The organism is Streptomyces flavalbus, assembly GCF_042674625.1.
Taxonomy (GTDB): domain Bacteria; phylum Actinomycetota; class Actinomycetes; order Streptomycetales; family Streptomycetaceae; genus Streptomyces; species Streptomyces flavalbus.
Genome location: NZ_JBHTEB010000001.1, coordinates 2,661,580 through 2,676,282 on the forward strand (window position 1 = coordinate 2,661,580; position 14,703 = coordinate 2,676,282).

A 14,703-nucleotide genomic window follows, 5' to 3' on the forward strand; every position below is an offset into this window, starting at 1 on the left:
CGCGGCAGCTAAGGAGAAGCAGCCCGAAACGCATGATGCGCAGCATGTTAGCCGAGCCGGTCCGAAGCGCGGGGTCGCGTTCCAGTATGCGGGACCGCTCGGCGCATCCGGTAGCACAGAGCGACCGTTTCCGCCGCCCACACCCCCATAATTCACCAATCATGGTGGCGCCTAGTGACAGCCCGTACACGCGGTGCCATGGTGCCGCCATGACCACAACCGGGGGCCGCAGGCCCGTCTTCTGCACGATCGTCCCGCCCCACGTCCTCGACAAGCTCGCCCAGGCCGAGGACCCCGCACTCTCCGGTCCCGCCCGCCGCACCCTGCAACGCGACGCCTACGAGCGCACCCAGCGCCGACTGACCACGGTGCTGGGCGCGCCCGCCGTCCCCGTCCCCGAGGCCGCCGAGTCCGGAACCCCGCACCGCACGATCTACGACGCCCGGCACCGCACCGGCCTGCCCGGTGAGAAGGTCCGCGGCGAGGGCGACGCGCCCGGCCGGGACGCCACGGTCAACCGCGCCTACGCCGGTCTCGGCGCCACCTTCGAGCTGCTGATGACCGCCTACGCCCGCGACTCCATCGACGGCGCGGGCCTGCCGCTCAACGCGACCGTGCACTACGACCGGGACTACAACAACGCCTTCTGGAACGGCGAGCAGATGGTGTTCGGGGACGGCGACGGCGAGATCTTCCTCGACTTCACGATCGCCGTCGACGTCATCGGCCACGAGCTGGCCCACGGCGTCACCCAGCACACCGCGAACCTCACCTACTTCGGACAGCCGGGCGCGCTGAACGAGTCGGTGTCGGACGTCTTCGGGGCGCTGGTCAAGCAGTACACGCTCGGGCAGAGCGCCGCCGACGCGGACTGGCTGATCGGCGCGGGCCTGCTCGCCCCGCGCGTCACCGGTGAGGCGCTGCGCTCGATGAAGGCGCCGGGCACGGCGTACGACGACGACGTCCTCGGCAAGGACCCGCAGCCCGCGACGATGGACGACTACGTGCGCACCGGCCGCGACAACGGCGGCGTGCACATCAACTCCGGCATCCCCAACCACGCCTTCTACCTCGCCGCGACCGCGCTCGGCGGCAACGCCTGGGAGAAGGCGGGGCAGGTCTGGTACGACGTGCTGACCGGCGGCGAGTTGAAGGAGGACGCCTCGTTCGCGGAGTTCGCCACGCTCACCGTCCGCGCGGCCCGCGCCCGGTTCGGCGGCGGGGACGAGCTGGACGCCGTGACGAAGGCGTGGGAGCGGGTGGGGGTGCCCACGCGGTAGTTCCGTACTAGACATACAGCCATGCGTATTCAGGTACGGCGCACGGGAGGGTTCGCGGGCATCGAGCGCCAGGCCGAGGTGGACACCTCGGGGCGGCCCGACGCGGCGGAGTGGCAGGCCCTGGCCGAGCAGGCGGTGGCGTCCGGCCGGGGCACGCCCCCGGTCGGGGTGCCGGACGGGTTCAGCTACCAGATCACCGTGGACGGCCGCACGGTGTACTGCGCGGACCCGCGGCTGACCGACGAGCAGCGGCGGCTGATCAGCCGGGTGCTGAAGGAAGGCGCGTAACTCCCGGCGGGGGTTGCGGCGTTGGGGCGGCGGACGGATGATCCGGGACCATGGCCACCGCACCGCGTCCGCGCCCCCGCCCGCCCCTGCCGCGCTTCCCGGCGGAGTTCCTGTGGGGCGTGTCCACGTCGGCCCACCAGATCGAGGGCGCGGCCGACCTGCGCCAGCCCTCGGTCTGGGACACCTTCACCGCGGAACCCGGCCGGGTGCGGGACGGCTCCACCGCCGCCGTCGCCTGCGACCACTACCACCGCCACCGCGAGGACGTGGCGCTCCTCGCGGACCTCGGCGTGGACGCGTACCGCTTCTCGGTCTCCTGGCCCCGGGTGCGCTCGCCGAAGGGGCTCGACTTCTACGACGCCCTGGTGGACGACCTGTGCGCGGCGGGCGTGCGCCCGGTGCCCACGCTGTTCCACTGGGACCTGCCGGAGGGCCTGGACTGGCTGGACCGGGACACCGCCTACCGGCTGGCCGACTACGCCGCGGAGGTGGCGGACCGGCTCGGTGACCGGGTGGGCAAGTGGATCACCCTGAACGAGCCCGCCGAGCACACCCTGCTCGGGCACGCCCTGGGCACCCACGCCCCCGGCCGACGGCTGCTGTTCGACGCGCTGCCGGTGGCCCACCACCAGCTCCTCGCCCACGGTCTCGCGGTGCGGGCGCTGCGCGCGGCGGGCGCGACGGACGTCGGGATCGCCAACTCGCACGGCCCGGTGTGGCCCGCGTCGTCCGGGGCCGCGGACACGGAGGCGGCGGACTTCTACGACGTCCTCCTGAACCGTCTGTTCGCGGAGCCGGTGCTGCTGGGCGCCTACCCGTCCGGCCTGGGCGAGCTGATGCCGGGCGGCGACGTGGCCGCCGACCTGGAGGTGATCGCCGGGCCGGTCGACTGGTACGGCGTCAACTACTACGCGCCGACGAAGGTGGGCGCCCCGCAGGGCACGGAGATCGACTTCGGCGGGGTGCGGATGCCCGCCGAACTCCCCTTCTCGGTGCGGGAGATCGAGGGCTTCCCGACGACGGACTTCGGGTGGCCGGTGGTGCCCGGGGCGCTGACCGAACTCCTCACCGGCTTCCGCGACCGCTACGGCGACCGGCTGCCCCCGGTCGTGATCACCGAGAACGGCTGCTCCTACCAGGGGCTCGACGACCAGGACCGGATCGCCTACCTGGACGCCCACGTCCGCGCCCTGCACGAGGCGCTGGCGGCGGGCGTCGACGTGCGCGGGTACTTCGTGTGGTCGCTGCTGGACAACTTCGAGTGGGCGGAGGGGTACGGCCAGCGGTTCGGCCTGGTGCACGTCGACTTCGAGACCGGGACCCTCGAGCGCACCCCGAAGGCGTCGTACGCCTGGTACCGGGAGGCGCTGCGCGGGCAGCGGTGACGGGTGCGGCCCCCGGGGGCCGTCAGAAGCCCAGCTTGCGGAGCTGCTTGGGGTCGCGCTGCCAGTCCTTGGCGACCTTGACGTGCAGGTCGAGGTAGACGGGCGTGCCGAGGAGGGCCTCGATCTGGCGGCGGGACTTGATGCCGACCTCCTTCAGGCGCTTGCCCTTGGGGCCGATGATGATGCCCTTCTGGCTGGGGCGCTCGATGTAGACGTTGGCGTGGATGTCGAGCAGCGGCCGGTCCGCGGGGCGGTCCTCGCGCGGCAGCATCTCCTCCACGACGACGGCGATGGAGTGCGGCAGCTCGTCGCGTACGCCCTCCAGGGCGGCCTCCCGGATCAGCTCCGCGATCATGATCTGCTCGGGCTCGTCGGTGAGGTCGCCCTCGGGGTAGAGGGCGGGGCCCTCGGGGAGCAGCGGGACGAGGAGGTCGGCGAGCAGGCCCACCTGCTGGTCGCCGACCGCGGAGACCGGCACGATCTCCGCCCACTCGAAGCCCAGCTCCTTGCCGAGCTGGTCGATGGCGATGAGCTGTTCCGCGAGGGTCTTGCTGTCGACGAGGTCGGTCTTGGTGACGATCGCGATCTTCGGGGTCTTCTTGATCGACGCCAGTTCCTTGGCGATGAAGCGGTCGCCGGGCCCGATCCTCTCGTTGGCGGGCAGGCAGAAGCCGATCACGTCGACCTCGGCCCAGGTGGTGCGCACGACGTCGTTGAGGCGCTCGCCGAGCAGGGTGCGCGGCTTGTGCAGGCCGGGGGTGTCCACCAGGATGAGCTGCGCGTCCGGCCGGTGCACGATGCCGCGCACGGTGTGCCGGGTGGTCTGCGGCTGGTTGGCGGTGATGGCCACCTTCTGGCCGACCAGGGCGTTCGTGAGGGTGGACTTGCCCGCGTTGGGACGGCCCACGAAGCAGGCGAAGCCAGCCCGGTGCGCGGTCTCGGCGGGCTCTGCGGAGGACGGCATACGAACGCTCATGGCGCCCATTCTCCCTGATCGTCGGAGCCCCGCCGCACCGCTCACCCACGGTGAGGATGCGGAAACCCGCACGCAATGAAACACGGCGGAAACACCGCCGTACGCGACCGGAAACCCGGCGCGGTGAGTCTCTTGCGGACCCCAACCCCGTTGGAGACCACCGTGACCCTGGCCGCGTCCCCCCTCGACACCGGCGACACCGCCTGGCTCCTCGCCGCGACCGCCCTGGTGCTGCTGATGACCCCGGGCCTCGCCCTGTTCTACGGCGGCATGGTCCGCACGAAGAGCGTCCTCAACATGCTGATGATGAGCTTCGTGTCGATCGCGCTGGTCACCGTGGTGTGGCTGGCCGCCGGTTACTCGCTGGTGTTCGACGCGGACGCGGGCGGCGCGGGCCTGCTCGGCGGCCTGGAGCACCTCGGCATGGCGGGCCTCGGCCCGGACAGTGTCCAGGGCACGGTGCCGACGCTGCTGTTCGCCACCTTCCAGCTCACCTTCGCGATCATCACCGCGGCGCTGGTCAGCGGGGCGATCGCGGACCGGGCGAAGTTCGGGGCGTGGCTGGTCTTCGTGCCGGTGTGGACGCTGCTGGTATACGTTCCGGTGGCGCACTGGACCTGGGGTCCCGGCGGCTGGATCCTGGAGCACCTCGGCGCCCTGGACTTCGCGGGCGGACTGCCCGTCGAGATCACCTCCGGCGCGTCCGGGCTGGCGCTGGCGCTGGTCCTGGGCCCGCGGCTGGGGTTCAGGAAGGACGCGATGCGCCCGCACAACCTGCCCATGGTGATGCTCGGCGCCGGTCTGCTCTGGTTCGGCTGGTTCGGGTTCAACGCGGGCTCCGCGCTCGGCGCCAACGGGCTCGCCGCCGCCGCGTTCCTCAACACCTTCGCCGCCGGGTGCACCGGGCTCCTCGGCTGGCTCTTCGTCGAGCAGCTCCGCGACGGCCACCCCACCACCCTCGGCGCCGCGTCCGGCGTGGTCGCGGGCCTGGTCGCCATCACCCCGTCCTGCGGCTCGGTCTCCCTGCTCGGCGCCCTCGTCATCGGCCTCGCCGCGGGCGTGGTCTGCTCGTACGCGGTGAGCTGGAAGTTCCGCCTCGGCTACGACGACTCCCTCGACGTCGTCGGGGTGCACCTGGTCGGCGGTGTCATCGGCACCCTGCTCATCGGCGTCTTCGCCGTCGACTCGATGACCGGCGGCACCGAGGGGCTGCTGTACGGCGGCGGGCTGGCGCAGCTCGGCAAGCAGCTCGTGGCGATCGTCGCGGTGGCGGTGTACGCCTTCGCCGTGACGTACGCCGTCGGCAAGGTGATCGACCGGGCGATGGGCTTCCGCGCGAGTGAGGAGCAGGAGCACACCGGCCTGGACCTTACGGTGCACGCCGAGACGGCCTACGATCACGGGGTCCTGGGGCACGGCGCCCCGGTCACCTCCTCCCCCGTCGGCTCCCCCGCCCAGAAGACCAAGGTCTAACGCATGAAACTCATCACCGCGATCGTCAAGCCGTACCGTCTCGACGAGGTCAAGAAGGCGCTCCAGGAGATCGGCATCCAGGGCCTGACGGTCTCCGAGGCCAGCGGTTACGGGCGGCAGCGCGGCCACACCGAGGTGTACCGCGGCGCCGAGTACCAGATCGACCTGGTGCCGAAGATCCGGATCGAGGTCGTGGTGGAGGACGCGGAGTCGGACACCGTGATCGACACCATCGTGAAGGCCGCGCAGACCGGGAAGATCGGTGACGGCAAGGTGTGGGCGCTGCCCGTGGACACCGTCGTACGGGTGCGGACGGGTGAGCGCGGGCCGGACGCCCTGTAGGCGGGCGCCCGGCGCCGGGGAGCCGGTGGTCAGCTCGCGGGGACGGTCTCCCGGACCGCTCCGTCCGGACCCGCCACCAGGACCGGGGTGCCAGCCCCGCCCAGGTCCCGGACGGCCGCCAGGTCGTCCGCCGAGGCCGCCGCGGCCTCCGTCACCACCGCCGCCGCCTCCAGCGACCTCGCGCCGGACGCCACCGCCATCGCCACCGCCGTCTGGAGGGCGCTGAGCTTGAGGGAGTCCAGGGCGACGGTCCCGGCGACGTACGTCCTGCCCGTCTCGTCGCGGACGGCGGCGCCCTCCGGGACGCCGTTGCGGGCCCGCGCGGAACGGGCCAGGGTCACGATCTTGCGGTCCTCGGGGTCGAGCGCGCTGCTGTCGGTCATGGGGTGAGCATACGGAAGGGTCAGGGCCGGTCCAGGCGCAGGCGGTCCGCCCGCGGCAGGCCCGCCACCACCAGGTCGTAGGAGTCCTCGACGAGTTCCCGCAGGAACGCGTCGGGGAGGGAGCCGTCGGCGGTGACGGTGTTCCAGTGCCGCTTGTTCATGTGGTAGCCGGGCACGATCAGGCCCTCGTGGTCGGCGCGCAGCCGCGGGGCGTCCTCCGGGTCGCACTTGAGGTTGACCGTCAGGGGCCGCCCGCCCAGGTCGGTGAGGGCGAACATCTTGCCGCACACCTTGAACACCGACGTGTCGGGGTTGAAGGGGAACTCCTCCACTGCGGCGTTGAAGGAGAGGCAGAACGCGCGCAGGTCCTCCGGGCTCACTCCGGTGCCTCCCCTTCCCCGGACGGCACCTGGGCCGGGGACACCGGCTCCGCCAGCACCGTCACGATCTTGTTCCGGCGGCCCGCGGCGGCCTCCGCGGTCAGCCGCAGCTCCCGGCCGTCGGGGAGTGCCACGACCGAGGACGCCCCGGCGATCGGCACCCGGCCCAGCGCCTTGGCCATCAGCCCGCCGACGGTCTCCACGTCCTCGTCGTCGAACGCCTCCAGGCCGTACAGCTCGCCGAGGTCCCCGATGTCGAGGCGGGCGGTGACGCGGAAGCGGTCGTCGCCGAGGGGCTCCACGGGCGGCAGTTCGCGGTCGTACTCGTCGGTGATCTCACCGACGATCTCCTCCAGGATGTCCTCGATGGTGACGATCCCGGCCGTGCCGCCGTACTCGTCGATGACGACGGCGACGTGGTTGCGCTCCTTCTGCATCTCGCGCAGCAGGTCGCCCGCGTTCTTGGTGTCGGGCACGAAGAACGCCGGGCGCATCGCCGTGGACACCAGCTCGCTCTCCGCGTCCCGGCTGATGTGCGTCTTGCGGGCGAGGTCCTTCAGGTACACGATCCCGACGACGTCGTCCTCGCTCTCGCCGGTGACCGGGATGCGGGAGAAGCCGGAGCGCAGGGCGAGGGTGAGGGCCTGCCGGATGGTCTTGTAGCGCTCGATGGCGACCAGGTCGGTGCGCGGCACCATCACCTCGCGGACGAGGGTGTCACCGAGTTCGAAGACGGAGTGCACCATGCGGCGCTCCTCGTCCTCGATGAGGGACTCCTTCTCCGCCAGGTCGACCAGCGCCCGCAGCTCCGCCTCGGAGGCGAACGGGCCGCGCCGGAAGCCCTTGCCGGGGGTGAGGGCGTTGCCGATGAGGATCAGCAGCGACGGGACCGGACCCATGATCCTGGCCAGCGGGACGAGGACGTACGCCGCCGCGGTGGCCGTGTTCAGCGGGTGCTGGCGGCCGATGGTGCGCGGGGAGACCCCGACGGCGACGTACGACACCAGCACCATCACCGCGATCGCGACGAGCAGCGCCTCGGTGGTGCCGTCGAACTCGCGCAGGCACAGGTAGGTGACGAGCGCCGCGGCGGCCATCTCGCAGGCGACGCGGACCAGCAGCGCCACGTTGAGGTAGCGGGTGGGGTCGGCGGCGACCTTGGCGAGCCGGGCGCTGCCGCGCCGCCCGGAGCGGACCGCCTCGTCGGCGCGGAAGCTGGAGACCCGCGCGAGGCCCGCCTCCGCGCAGGCGGCGAGCCAGGCGACGACCACCAGGGCGATCGCGCCGAGGACGAGTTGCGGGCTCATGACACGGTCGGCGCGGGCGACGGACCGGTCATGCCCCGCTCGCCGCGCCAGCCGTCCACGATGGCGGCCTGGAGGCCGAACATCTCGGCCTTCTCGTCCGGCTCCTCGTGGTCGTAGCCGAGCAGGTGCAGCACACCGTGGACGGTGAGCAGTTGCAGCTCCTCGTCCATGGTGTGCTGCGTGGGCGCCTCCGCGCCCTGCTTCGCGGCGACCTCGGGGCAGAGCACGATGTCACCGAGCAGGCCCTGCGGGGGCTCGTCGTCGTCCTTGGACGGCGGGCGCAGCTCGTCCATCGGGAAGGACATGACATCGGTGGGTCCGGGCAGGTCCATCCACTGGATGTGCAGTTGCTCCATGGCGTCGGCGTCCACGACGATCACCGACAGCTCGGACAGCGGGTGGATGCGCATCCGCGCGAGCGCGTAGCGGGCGATGTCGAGGATCGCCTGCTCGTCGACCTCGGTGCCGGACTCGTTGTTGACGTCGATCGACATGGTGCGGTGCTTGTCTACTTCCCCTTGTGCGCGGACTTGCCCCGGCCGCCCTTGTGGGCGCCGTTCTCGGTGCCGTGCTTGGTGTCGTACTTCTCGTAGGCGTCGACGATACGGCCCACCAGCTTGTGCCGTACGACGTCGTGCGACGACAGCCGCGAGAAGTGCACGTCCTCGACGCCGTCCAGGATGTCCTGGACCTGCCGCAGGCCGGACTTGGTGCCGTCGGGCAGGTCGACCTGGGTCACGTCACCCGTGATCACGATCTTCGAGTCGAAGCCGAGCCGGGTGAGGAACATCTTCATCTGCTCGGGGCTCGTGTTCTGGGCCTCGTCCAGGATGATGAAGGCGTCGTTGAGCGTGTTGTGCGTCAGCAGGTAGTCCTGGGTGACGTAGAGGGAGTCCTCGGCGGCCACCTGGATGCAGACGGTCTCCTCCCGGCCCGCGGGCTCGATGCTGTCGATGAACCGCATCGGGCGTCCGCCTCCTCCGGCCGCGTGGTACTTCTCGGCCTTACGGGCGAGACGGAAGGGTTCGACGCCTTCCGGGAGACGGATGTCGACGACATGGGCGTCATGGCGGTGGGCGACCTCACGGCCCTTGGCACTGCCCGGCTTGCGCCCCTCGGCGGCCCGGCGGCGCGTGTGGGCCACACCGCCCAGGGACTGGACGAGTGAGATCACATCGTCGCGTAGCAGGATCGATGTCGTCGTGTACTGGATCCGGCAGGTCCGGTCCTTCTGTGCGACCGGGCCTCCGTCGGAGTCGAGGAGTCCCTGCAGGACAGCCAGTCGCACCTCGGCCGAGTTGTTCAGGTAGTCATCCGGGACGAACTTGGAGTGCGAGCGGGTGCGGAGCGGGTCAAGTGCGCGCAGGGCGCCGGTGACCGGGTTCTCCTTGGTCATCAGGTCCCCGGGGGACTTGATCCTGTTGAGCACGTAGTCCGGGCCGCCCCGGTGCCGCACGGTGACGCCGGGGAGCGCGGCCTGCAGCGCCACCGCCAGTTCCGGGTCCTCCGTGGCGAAGGACGGCGTCGTGGAACCGGTCAGGCAACCGTCTCCGAGGAGCAGCCCCAACGCGTACGGGTCCATGGGGACCTCACGCTCGGGGAGACAGACCGGTGCCGTGAGCAGCGGCAGCTCGTAGCGGCGGGCGTGCGCCGCGCGGAGGTTGCCGATCATCTCCTGGGTCTCCAGGACCCGCCACGGCTTGTCGCGCCGCCGGTCGGAGGCCGTACGGACGGTCCACAGGTGTTCGCCGCAGCACAGGGTCCAGGAACCGTCCTGTGCCGTGACGCGGTAGACGTCCTTCTCACCCTGCGGGTAGACGCCGAGGACCGGTGTCGGCTCGCCGTTCGAGCCGATGACGAGATCACCGACCTCGAGGTCCCCGATGGGGCGCCAGCCATCCGGCGTCAGGACGTTGGTGAAGACCGGCTGAGCCCTGCCGCGCATGTACGCCAGCGGCGCGACCTCGATCGTCCCGGCCGCCATCAGGCGGGGGATGGAGTCGGGGTCGAGCATGTCGTGCAGCGCGTCGTAGAGCGGGCGCAGGTACGGGTCGATCTTCTCGTAGAGGGTGCCGGGCAGGAAGCCGAGGCGTTCGCCCGCCTCCACCGCGGGGCGGGTCAGGATGATGCGGTTGACCTGCTTGGACTGGAGGGCCTGGACCGCCTTGGCCATGGCCAGGTAGGTCTTGCCGGTGCCCGCGGGGCCGATGCCGAAGACGATCGTGTGCTGGTCGATCGCGTCGACGTACCGCTTCTGGTTGAGGGTCTTGGGGCGGATCGTACGGCCGCGCGAGGACAGGATGTTCTGCGTGAGCACCTGCGCCGGGGTCTCCGGGCCGTCGCTCTCCCCGTTCTCGCTCGCCCTGAGCATGGCGATCGAGCGTTCCACTGCGTCCTCCGTCATCGGCTGCCCGGTGCGGAGCACGAGCATCATCTCGTCGAACACGCGCGAGACGAGGGCGACTTCCGCCGAGTCGCCGACCGCGCTGATCTCATTGCCCCGGACATGGATGTCGACCGCCGGGAAGGCCCTCTCGATCACGCGCAGGAGGGCGTCGCCGGAACCCAGGACGGTCACCATGGGGTGCGCCGCGGGGACGGTGAGCTGCACTCGCGCCTGCCCCTGCGCGGGGGTGTGAGCTGTGGGTGTCTGAGTCATGGGCTGGCCAGATGGCCTGCACGTCCTCCTCGATACGACTCGCCCGCCACGAGGGCGGCCTGGCGACTTCCAGGGTACGCCGGGGGACTGACAACGCCGTAGGGCTTTTCCTCGGATGATCGGTCCGTGCGGGGGCGACCGCGGAGGGTGCGCGGCGACCGGGGCGTCCGGCTCACGCCGAGCGGCGGAAGCCGATCGTCGGCACCGCGCGGCGCAGCGGCCACGGGCGGGCCGTCGCGGGGACCAGCTCCGCCAGGAACGCGTACCGCCGCAGGGCCGCCGGGTCCTGGTCGGCCACCGACTGCACCCGGCGCCACCAGGCCGCGACCTCCGTCCAGCCCGGCGCCGACAGGGAGCCGCCGAACTCCTGCACCGACAGGGCCGCCGTGAGCCCGGCGAAGGCCAGCCGGTCGGCCAGCGGCCAGCCCGCGAGGCTGCCGGTGACGAACCCGGCGACGAACACGTCCCCCGCGCCGGTCGGGTCCAGGGCCTCCACCTCGATGGCGGGGACCTCGGCGGTCTCGCCGGTGCGGCGGTCCACGGCGTAGGCGCCGTCCGCGCCGAGGGTGACGACGGCGACCGGCACGTGGTCGGTGAGGGCATGGGCGGCGGCGCGCGGGCAGTTCGTGCGGGTGTAGCGCATCGCCTCCTCGGCGTTCGGCAGGAACGCCTCGCAGTGCGCGAGGTCGGTGAGGCCCGCCAGGTCCCAGGCGCCGGTGTCGTCCCAGCCGACGTCGGCGAAGATCCGGGTGCCCTTGGCGGCGGCCTGCGCGATCCAGGGGGCGCGCTTGCCGGGGGCCAGCGCGGCGACGGCCGCCCGCGCGTACGGCGGGCAGTCGGGGGCGGGCTCCTCGGGCGGGGGCTCGTGGCCGTGCGAGACCATGGTGCGCTCGCCCTCGTACGCCATGGACACCGTGACCGGCGAGTGCCAGCCGGGGACCGTGCGCGACGGGCCGAGGTCGATGCCCTCGCCGCGCTCCAGGGCGTCCCAGCAGTAGTCGCCGTAGTGGTCGTCGCCGAACGCGGCGGCCAGGCACGTCCGCAGGCCGAGGCGGGACAGCGCGGCGGCCATGTTGGCGACCCCGCCGGGGCTCGACCCCATGCCGCGCGCCCAGGACTCGGTGCCGCGCACCGGGGCGGAGTCGAGGCCGGTGAAGATGATGTCGAGGAAGACGGTGCCCGTGAGGTACACGTCCCAGGGCGGGTCCTGCGGCGCGCGCAGTGGGGCCAGCGGGTCCACGTGGGCCCGCTGGCGCGGCCCCTCGGCGGGGGCGGGCGGCTTCCTGCCGGTGACGGTGACGGCGGATGGGTTGGTCGCGGTCACGGTGCGCTCCTGAGATGGTGCGGATCAGGCCAGTCTGCACCACCCCACTGACAACCCGCCGCCCCTCCCGGCTGGCCTGCGCCTTCGGCCGTCAGCCGCCACCGGGGCCCGTCACCAGCGCGGCACCGAGGGCGTCACCCACGCCGGGTCCGCGACCCGCATCGCCGCCGCGTCGTCGCGGTCCCGCAGCGCACCGTCGTCGTCCAGCCAACGGCGGTGCAGGCGCCGTAGCTCGGCGTGGTCGAGTTCGACGCCGAGGCCGGGGGCGTCGGGGACGGCGACCCGGCCGCCCTCGAAGGTGAGCCGCCGGGTGAGCACGTCCTCGGACTGCCAGGGGTAGTGGGAGTCGCAGGCGTGGTGGAGGTTCGGCACGGTGGCCGCGACGTGGGTCATCGCGGCCAGGGAGATGCCCAGGTGGGTGTTGGAGTGCATGGACACGCCGACGCCGAAGGTCCGGCAGATCGCGGCGAGCTGCTGGGTGTTGCGCAGCCCGCCCCAGTAGTGGTGGTCGGAGAGCACGACCTGCACGGCGCCCCGCGTGAACGCCTCCGCGATCTCCGCGAACGTCGTCACGCACATGTTGGTCGCCAGCGGCACGCCGGTCCCCGCGGCGACCTCGGCCATCGCGGGCGTGCCGAGGGCCGGGTCCTCCAGGTACTCCAGGACGTCACCGAGTTCCGCGGCGACCCGCAGCGAGGTCGCCACGCTCCACGCCCCGTTGGGGTCGAGCCGCAGCGGGTGCCCGGGGAACGCCTCCGCGAGCGCGCGCACGGCGGCGACCTCCTCGTCCGGCGGGAAGACGCCGCCCTTGAGCTTGAACGACGTGAAGCCGTACCGCTCGGTGAACGTCCGGGCCTGGGCGACGATCCCCGCCGGGTCCAGGGCGGCGCCCCAGTCGTCCCGCTCCGCCGCGACCCCGGCCGGGTGCCCCTCCCACTTGTAGAACAGGTAGGCGCTGTACTCGACCGCGTCGCGCACCTTGCCGCCGAGCAGCGCGTGCACGGGCAGCCCGAGCGCCTTGCCGAGGGCGTCCAGGCAGGCCACCTCGAACGCCGAGACGACGGACAGCCGCAGCTTGTCGGCGGTCTGGACGCCGCGCAGCCCGCCGACGTCGACCTGGTTCCGCACCCGCGCGGAGTCCACCGCCACCTCGTCCGCGACGGCGAACAGCCCGTTCAGGTCGCTGACCGACCGCCCTTTCAGCTTCTCCGCGAACGGCCGGGCCAGCTCCAGGTACTTGCCGTCGCCGTACGTCTCCCCGACGCCGGTGACCCCGTCGGCGGTCTCCACCTCCACGATCAGCCGGGGCGTGTACGGCTGGTGCACGCCCTGCGTGTTGAGCAGCGGGGGGTCGGCGACCAGGATCGGCGTCAGCCGGACGTCGGTGAGGGTGAGGTTCACGGGCCAACCCTTCGATGTTCACATATGAGAACAAAGGCCATGTACTCGAACTAGAACTGCGCCGCTCCTACCCGGCCCTCACCACCCCAAACAGAAGGTGTCCCAGATCACACCCGTGCACCCCCGTCACGCCTTCTTCCCCCGCACCCCCGCTTGATACAAATTGCCCGCGCGTTCCTGTCTGTCGACGGTCGTCGCCCAATCCCCCCTTTTGTGCCGCTTCTTTCGCATGTCCTGGGAACGCCCGTGTCCGCCCGCACCACCCCCACACCCCGGCCCCTCGTCGCCCTCTTCACGGCCGGGTACCTCGCCCCCTACCTGCTGCCGACCGTCGTCGGCCGGTTGGACTCGGGGCTGCCGCTCACCGCCACCCAGTCCGGCGCCGTCGGCAGCGCGCTGCTGCTGAGCTCGGCGTCGGCCGGGCTGCTGCTCGCCTCCCGCGTCCACCGCCTCGGCCCCCGTGCGCTGGCCCGCCTCGGCCTGGCGCTCGCCGTCGTCGGCTACGGCGGGGCCGCGCTCACCGGCTGGCTGCCCGCGGTCGTCGGGGGCGCGATGGTCGGCGGCTTCGGCTCCGGTACGGCCACCGCGGTCGCCGCCACCCTGATCGCCGGGCGGCCCGACCCGCACCGCACCACCACGCTCGGCCTGCTCGGCGTCTCCGCCCTCGCGGGCGCCGTCTACCTCACGGTCCCGCACCTCGGCCCCGGGCACGGCCTGCCGCTGGCGGCGATCGCGCTGACGGCGCTGGCCGTCTGGCCGCTGACCGGCCGCCTCGGCACCGCCCGGCCCGCCCCGCGGCGCCGCCCCGACGGCCACCCCGCCACCGGCCTGCCCCAGCGGCGCGCCGGGCTGGTCCTCGCCGGGACCCTGCTGTGCTGGTCCCTCGCCCAGAACTCCCTGTGGGGCGTCAGCGGACGCATCGGCCTCACCCAGGCCCACCTCAGCGAGGTCACCGTCGGCGCGGTCTTCGCCGTCGCCCTGGGCGCCGGGCTCGTGGGCGTGGTCCTGGCGGGGGCGCTGGGGCCGCGGCTCGGGCTCGCCGTGCCGATAGGCGGGGGTACGGCGGTCATCGGCGCGTGCGTCGCGGTGAGCGCGGCGGCGACGGACCTGGTGACGTTCGCCGCCGGTGAGATCGCGTGGAACGCGCTCTACCCGATCGTCCTGTCGTACGTCATCGGACTCGCCGCGTCCCTCGACGGGGGCGGGCGGTGGGCCGTGCTCGTGGGGTCGGCGTCGTCGCTGGGGACGGCGGCGGGGCCGGTCACCGGGGGTGCGCTGGCGGCGGGGTTCGGGTTTCCGGGGATGGGGTTGGTGCTGGCGGGTGGGCTGTTCGTCGTCGCCGTGCCGATGACGGTGGTCGCGCTGCGGGTGGGGCGGGCTTCGGTGCCGGTGGTTCCGGTGGAGGTTGGCGGAGAGAAGCAAGGCGCGTACGAGGCTGCCACGGCTGCGTGATCGCGGCTGCGGGCCGGTGAGGGCTTGTCGCGCAGTTCCCCGCGCCCCTTAAG

Annotated in this window: 14 protein-coding genes; 6 read left to right on the forward strand and 8 right to left on the reverse strand. The window is 72.4% G+C overall.

Going from position 1 to position 14,703, the window contains the following annotated elements; translation table 11 throughout:
- Window positions 1–209 precede the first annotated feature (209 nt).
- Genes ACFQZ6_RS11865 through ACFQZ6_RS11875 form a run of 3 tightly spaced genes read left to right on the forward strand, consistent with a single transcriptional unit; the run spans window position 210 to window position 2,953 of the window.
- Window positions 210–1,280 (forward strand): M4 family metallopeptidase, encoded by a 1,071-nt coding sequence (locus tag ACFQZ6_RS11865; protein WP_381607453.1) that lies wholly within the window; start codon window positions 210–212, stop codon window positions 1,278–1,280.
- A gap of 21 nt (window positions 1,281–1,301) precedes the next feature.
- On the forward strand, window positions 1,302–1,568 hold the full coding sequence (locus ACFQZ6_RS11870; RefSeq protein WP_381607456.1) for a protealysin inhibitor emfourin: 267 nt from the start codon (window positions 1,302–1,304) through the stop codon (window positions 1,566–1,568).
- A gap of 50 nt (window positions 1,569–1,618) precedes the next feature.
- On the forward strand, window positions 1,619–2,953 hold the full coding sequence (locus tag ACFQZ6_RS11875; protein WP_381607458.1) for a GH1 family beta-glucosidase: 1,335 nt from the start codon (window positions 1,619–1,621) through the stop codon (window positions 2,951–2,953).
- A 22-nt stretch (window positions 2,954–2,975) separates the two neighbouring features.
- On the opposite strand, the gene era is transcribed toward ACFQZ6_RS11875, so the two are convergent.
- A complete protein-coding gene (gene era / locus ACFQZ6_RS11880; RefSeq protein WP_381607460.1) occupies window positions 2,976–3,929 on the reverse strand; it encodes a GTPase Era in 954 nt (317 codons plus the stop codon).
- Between the two features lie 162 nt (window positions 3,930–4,091).
- Between era and ACFQZ6_RS11885 the strand changes: the two genes are divergently transcribed.
- Window positions 4,092–5,402: an ammonium transporter gene (locus tag ACFQZ6_RS11885; protein ID WP_381607462.1), complete on the forward strand. Its 1,311-nt coding sequence runs from the start codon at window positions 4,092–4,094 to the stop codon at window positions 5,400–5,402.
- 3 nt (window positions 5,403–5,405) lie between these two features.
- Window positions 5,406–5,744 carry a P-II family nitrogen regulator gene (locus tag ACFQZ6_RS11890; RefSeq protein ID WP_381607464.1) on the forward strand — a complete coding sequence of 113 codons (339 nt, stop codon included), beginning with the start codon at window positions 5,406–5,408 and terminating at the stop codon, window positions 5,742–5,744.
- 29 nt (window positions 5,745–5,773) lie between these two features.
- Here ACFQZ6_RS11890 and ACFQZ6_RS11895 read toward each other — a convergent pair whose 3' ends face one another.
- The 7 genes from ACFQZ6_RS11895 to ACFQZ6_RS11925 all read right to left on the reverse strand — a co-directional run bounded on the left by ACFQZ6_RS11895 (window position 5,774) and on the right by ACFQZ6_RS11925 (window position 13,198).
- Complete coding sequence (locus tag ACFQZ6_RS11895; protein ID WP_381607466.1) at window positions 5,774–6,127, reverse strand: cytidine deaminase; 354 nt, start codon at window positions 6,125–6,127, stop codon at window positions 5,774–5,776.
- A 20-nt stretch (window positions 6,128–6,147) separates the two neighbouring features.
- Window positions 6,148–6,507: an MmcQ/YjbR family DNA-binding protein gene (locus ACFQZ6_RS11900; RefSeq protein ID WP_381607468.1), complete on the reverse strand. Its 360-nt coding sequence runs from the start codon at window positions 6,505–6,507 to the stop codon at window positions 6,148–6,150.
- Window positions 6,504–7,814 carry a hemolysin family protein gene (locus ACFQZ6_RS11905; RefSeq protein ID WP_381607470.1) on the reverse strand — a complete coding sequence of 437 codons (1,311 nt, stop codon included), beginning with the start codon at window positions 7,812–7,814 and terminating at the stop codon, window positions 6,504–6,506. The genes ACFQZ6_RS11900 and ACFQZ6_RS11905 overlap by 4 nt, the downstream gene beginning before the upstream one ends.
- Entirely contained in the window at window positions 7,811–8,308 is a 498-nt protein-coding gene (ybeY, locus tag ACFQZ6_RS11910) for an rRNA maturation RNase YbeY (RefSeq protein WP_381607472.1), read from the reverse strand. The genes ACFQZ6_RS11905 and ybeY overlap by 4 nt, the downstream gene beginning before the upstream one ends.
- A 14-nt stretch (window positions 8,309–8,322) precedes the next feature.
- Window positions 8,323–10,473, reverse strand: coding sequence for a PhoH family protein (locus tag ACFQZ6_RS11915; protein ID WP_381607474.1), 2,151 nt, complete (start codon window positions 10,471–10,473; stop codon window positions 8,323–8,325).
- Window positions 10,474–10,645: 172 nt separating this feature from the next.
- Complete coding sequence (locus ACFQZ6_RS11920; RefSeq protein WP_381618240.1) at window positions 10,646–11,713, reverse strand: carbohydrate kinase family protein; 1,068 nt, start codon at window positions 11,711–11,713, stop codon at window positions 10,646–10,648.
- 195 nt (window positions 11,714–11,908) lie between these two features.
- Window positions 11,909–13,198, reverse strand: coding sequence for a glucarate dehydratase family protein (locus ACFQZ6_RS11925; RefSeq protein WP_381607476.1), 1,290 nt, complete (start codon window positions 13,196–13,198; stop codon window positions 11,909–11,911).
- A 246-nt stretch (window positions 13,199–13,444) separates the two neighbouring features.
- On the opposite strand from ACFQZ6_RS11925, the gene ACFQZ6_RS11930 reads away from it, so the two are divergent.
- Entirely contained in the window at window positions 13,445–14,650 is a 1,206-nt protein-coding gene (locus tag ACFQZ6_RS11930) for an MFS transporter (RefSeq protein ID WP_381607478.1), read from the forward strand.
- The last annotated feature ends 53 nt before the right edge of the window (window positions 14,651–14,703 follow it).

Bases quoted from the DNA above. Each gene is read 5' to 3' on its own strand.
- ACFQZ6_RS11875 (WP_381607458.1), top strand. From the start codon at position 1,619: ATGGCCACCGCACCGCGTCCGCGCCCCCGCCCGCCCCTGCCGCGCTTC.
- ACFQZ6_RS11890 (WP_381607464.1), top strand. From the start codon at position 5,406: ATGAAACTCATCACCGCGATCGTCAAGCCGTACCGTCTCGACGAGGTC.
- ybeY (WP_381607472.1), bottom strand. From the start codon at position 8,308: ATGTCGATCGACGTCAACAACGAGTCCGGCACCGAGGTCGACGAGCAG.
- ACFQZ6_RS11865 (WP_381607453.1), top strand. From the start codon at position 210: ATGACCACAACCGGGGGCCGCAGGCCCGTCTTCTGCACGATCGTCCCG.
- ACFQZ6_RS11915 (WP_381607474.1), bottom strand. From the start codon at position 10,473: ATGACTCAGACACCCACAGCTCACACCCCCGCGCAGGGGCAGGCGCGA.
- ACFQZ6_RS11895 (WP_381607466.1), bottom strand. From the start codon at position 6,127: ATGACCGACAGCAGCGCGCTCGACCCCGAGGACCGCAAGATCGTGACC.
- ACFQZ6_RS11870 (WP_381607456.1), top strand. From the start codon at position 1,302: ATGCGTATTCAGGTACGGCGCACGGGAGGGTTCGCGGGCATCGAGCGC.
- era (WP_381607460.1), bottom strand. From the start codon at position 3,929: ATGAGCGTTCGTATGCCGTCCTCCGCAGAGCCCGCCGAGACCGCGCAC.
- ACFQZ6_RS11905 (WP_381607470.1), bottom strand. From the start codon at position 7,814: ATGAGCCCGCAACTCGTCCTCGGCGCGATCGCCCTGGTGGTCGTCGCC.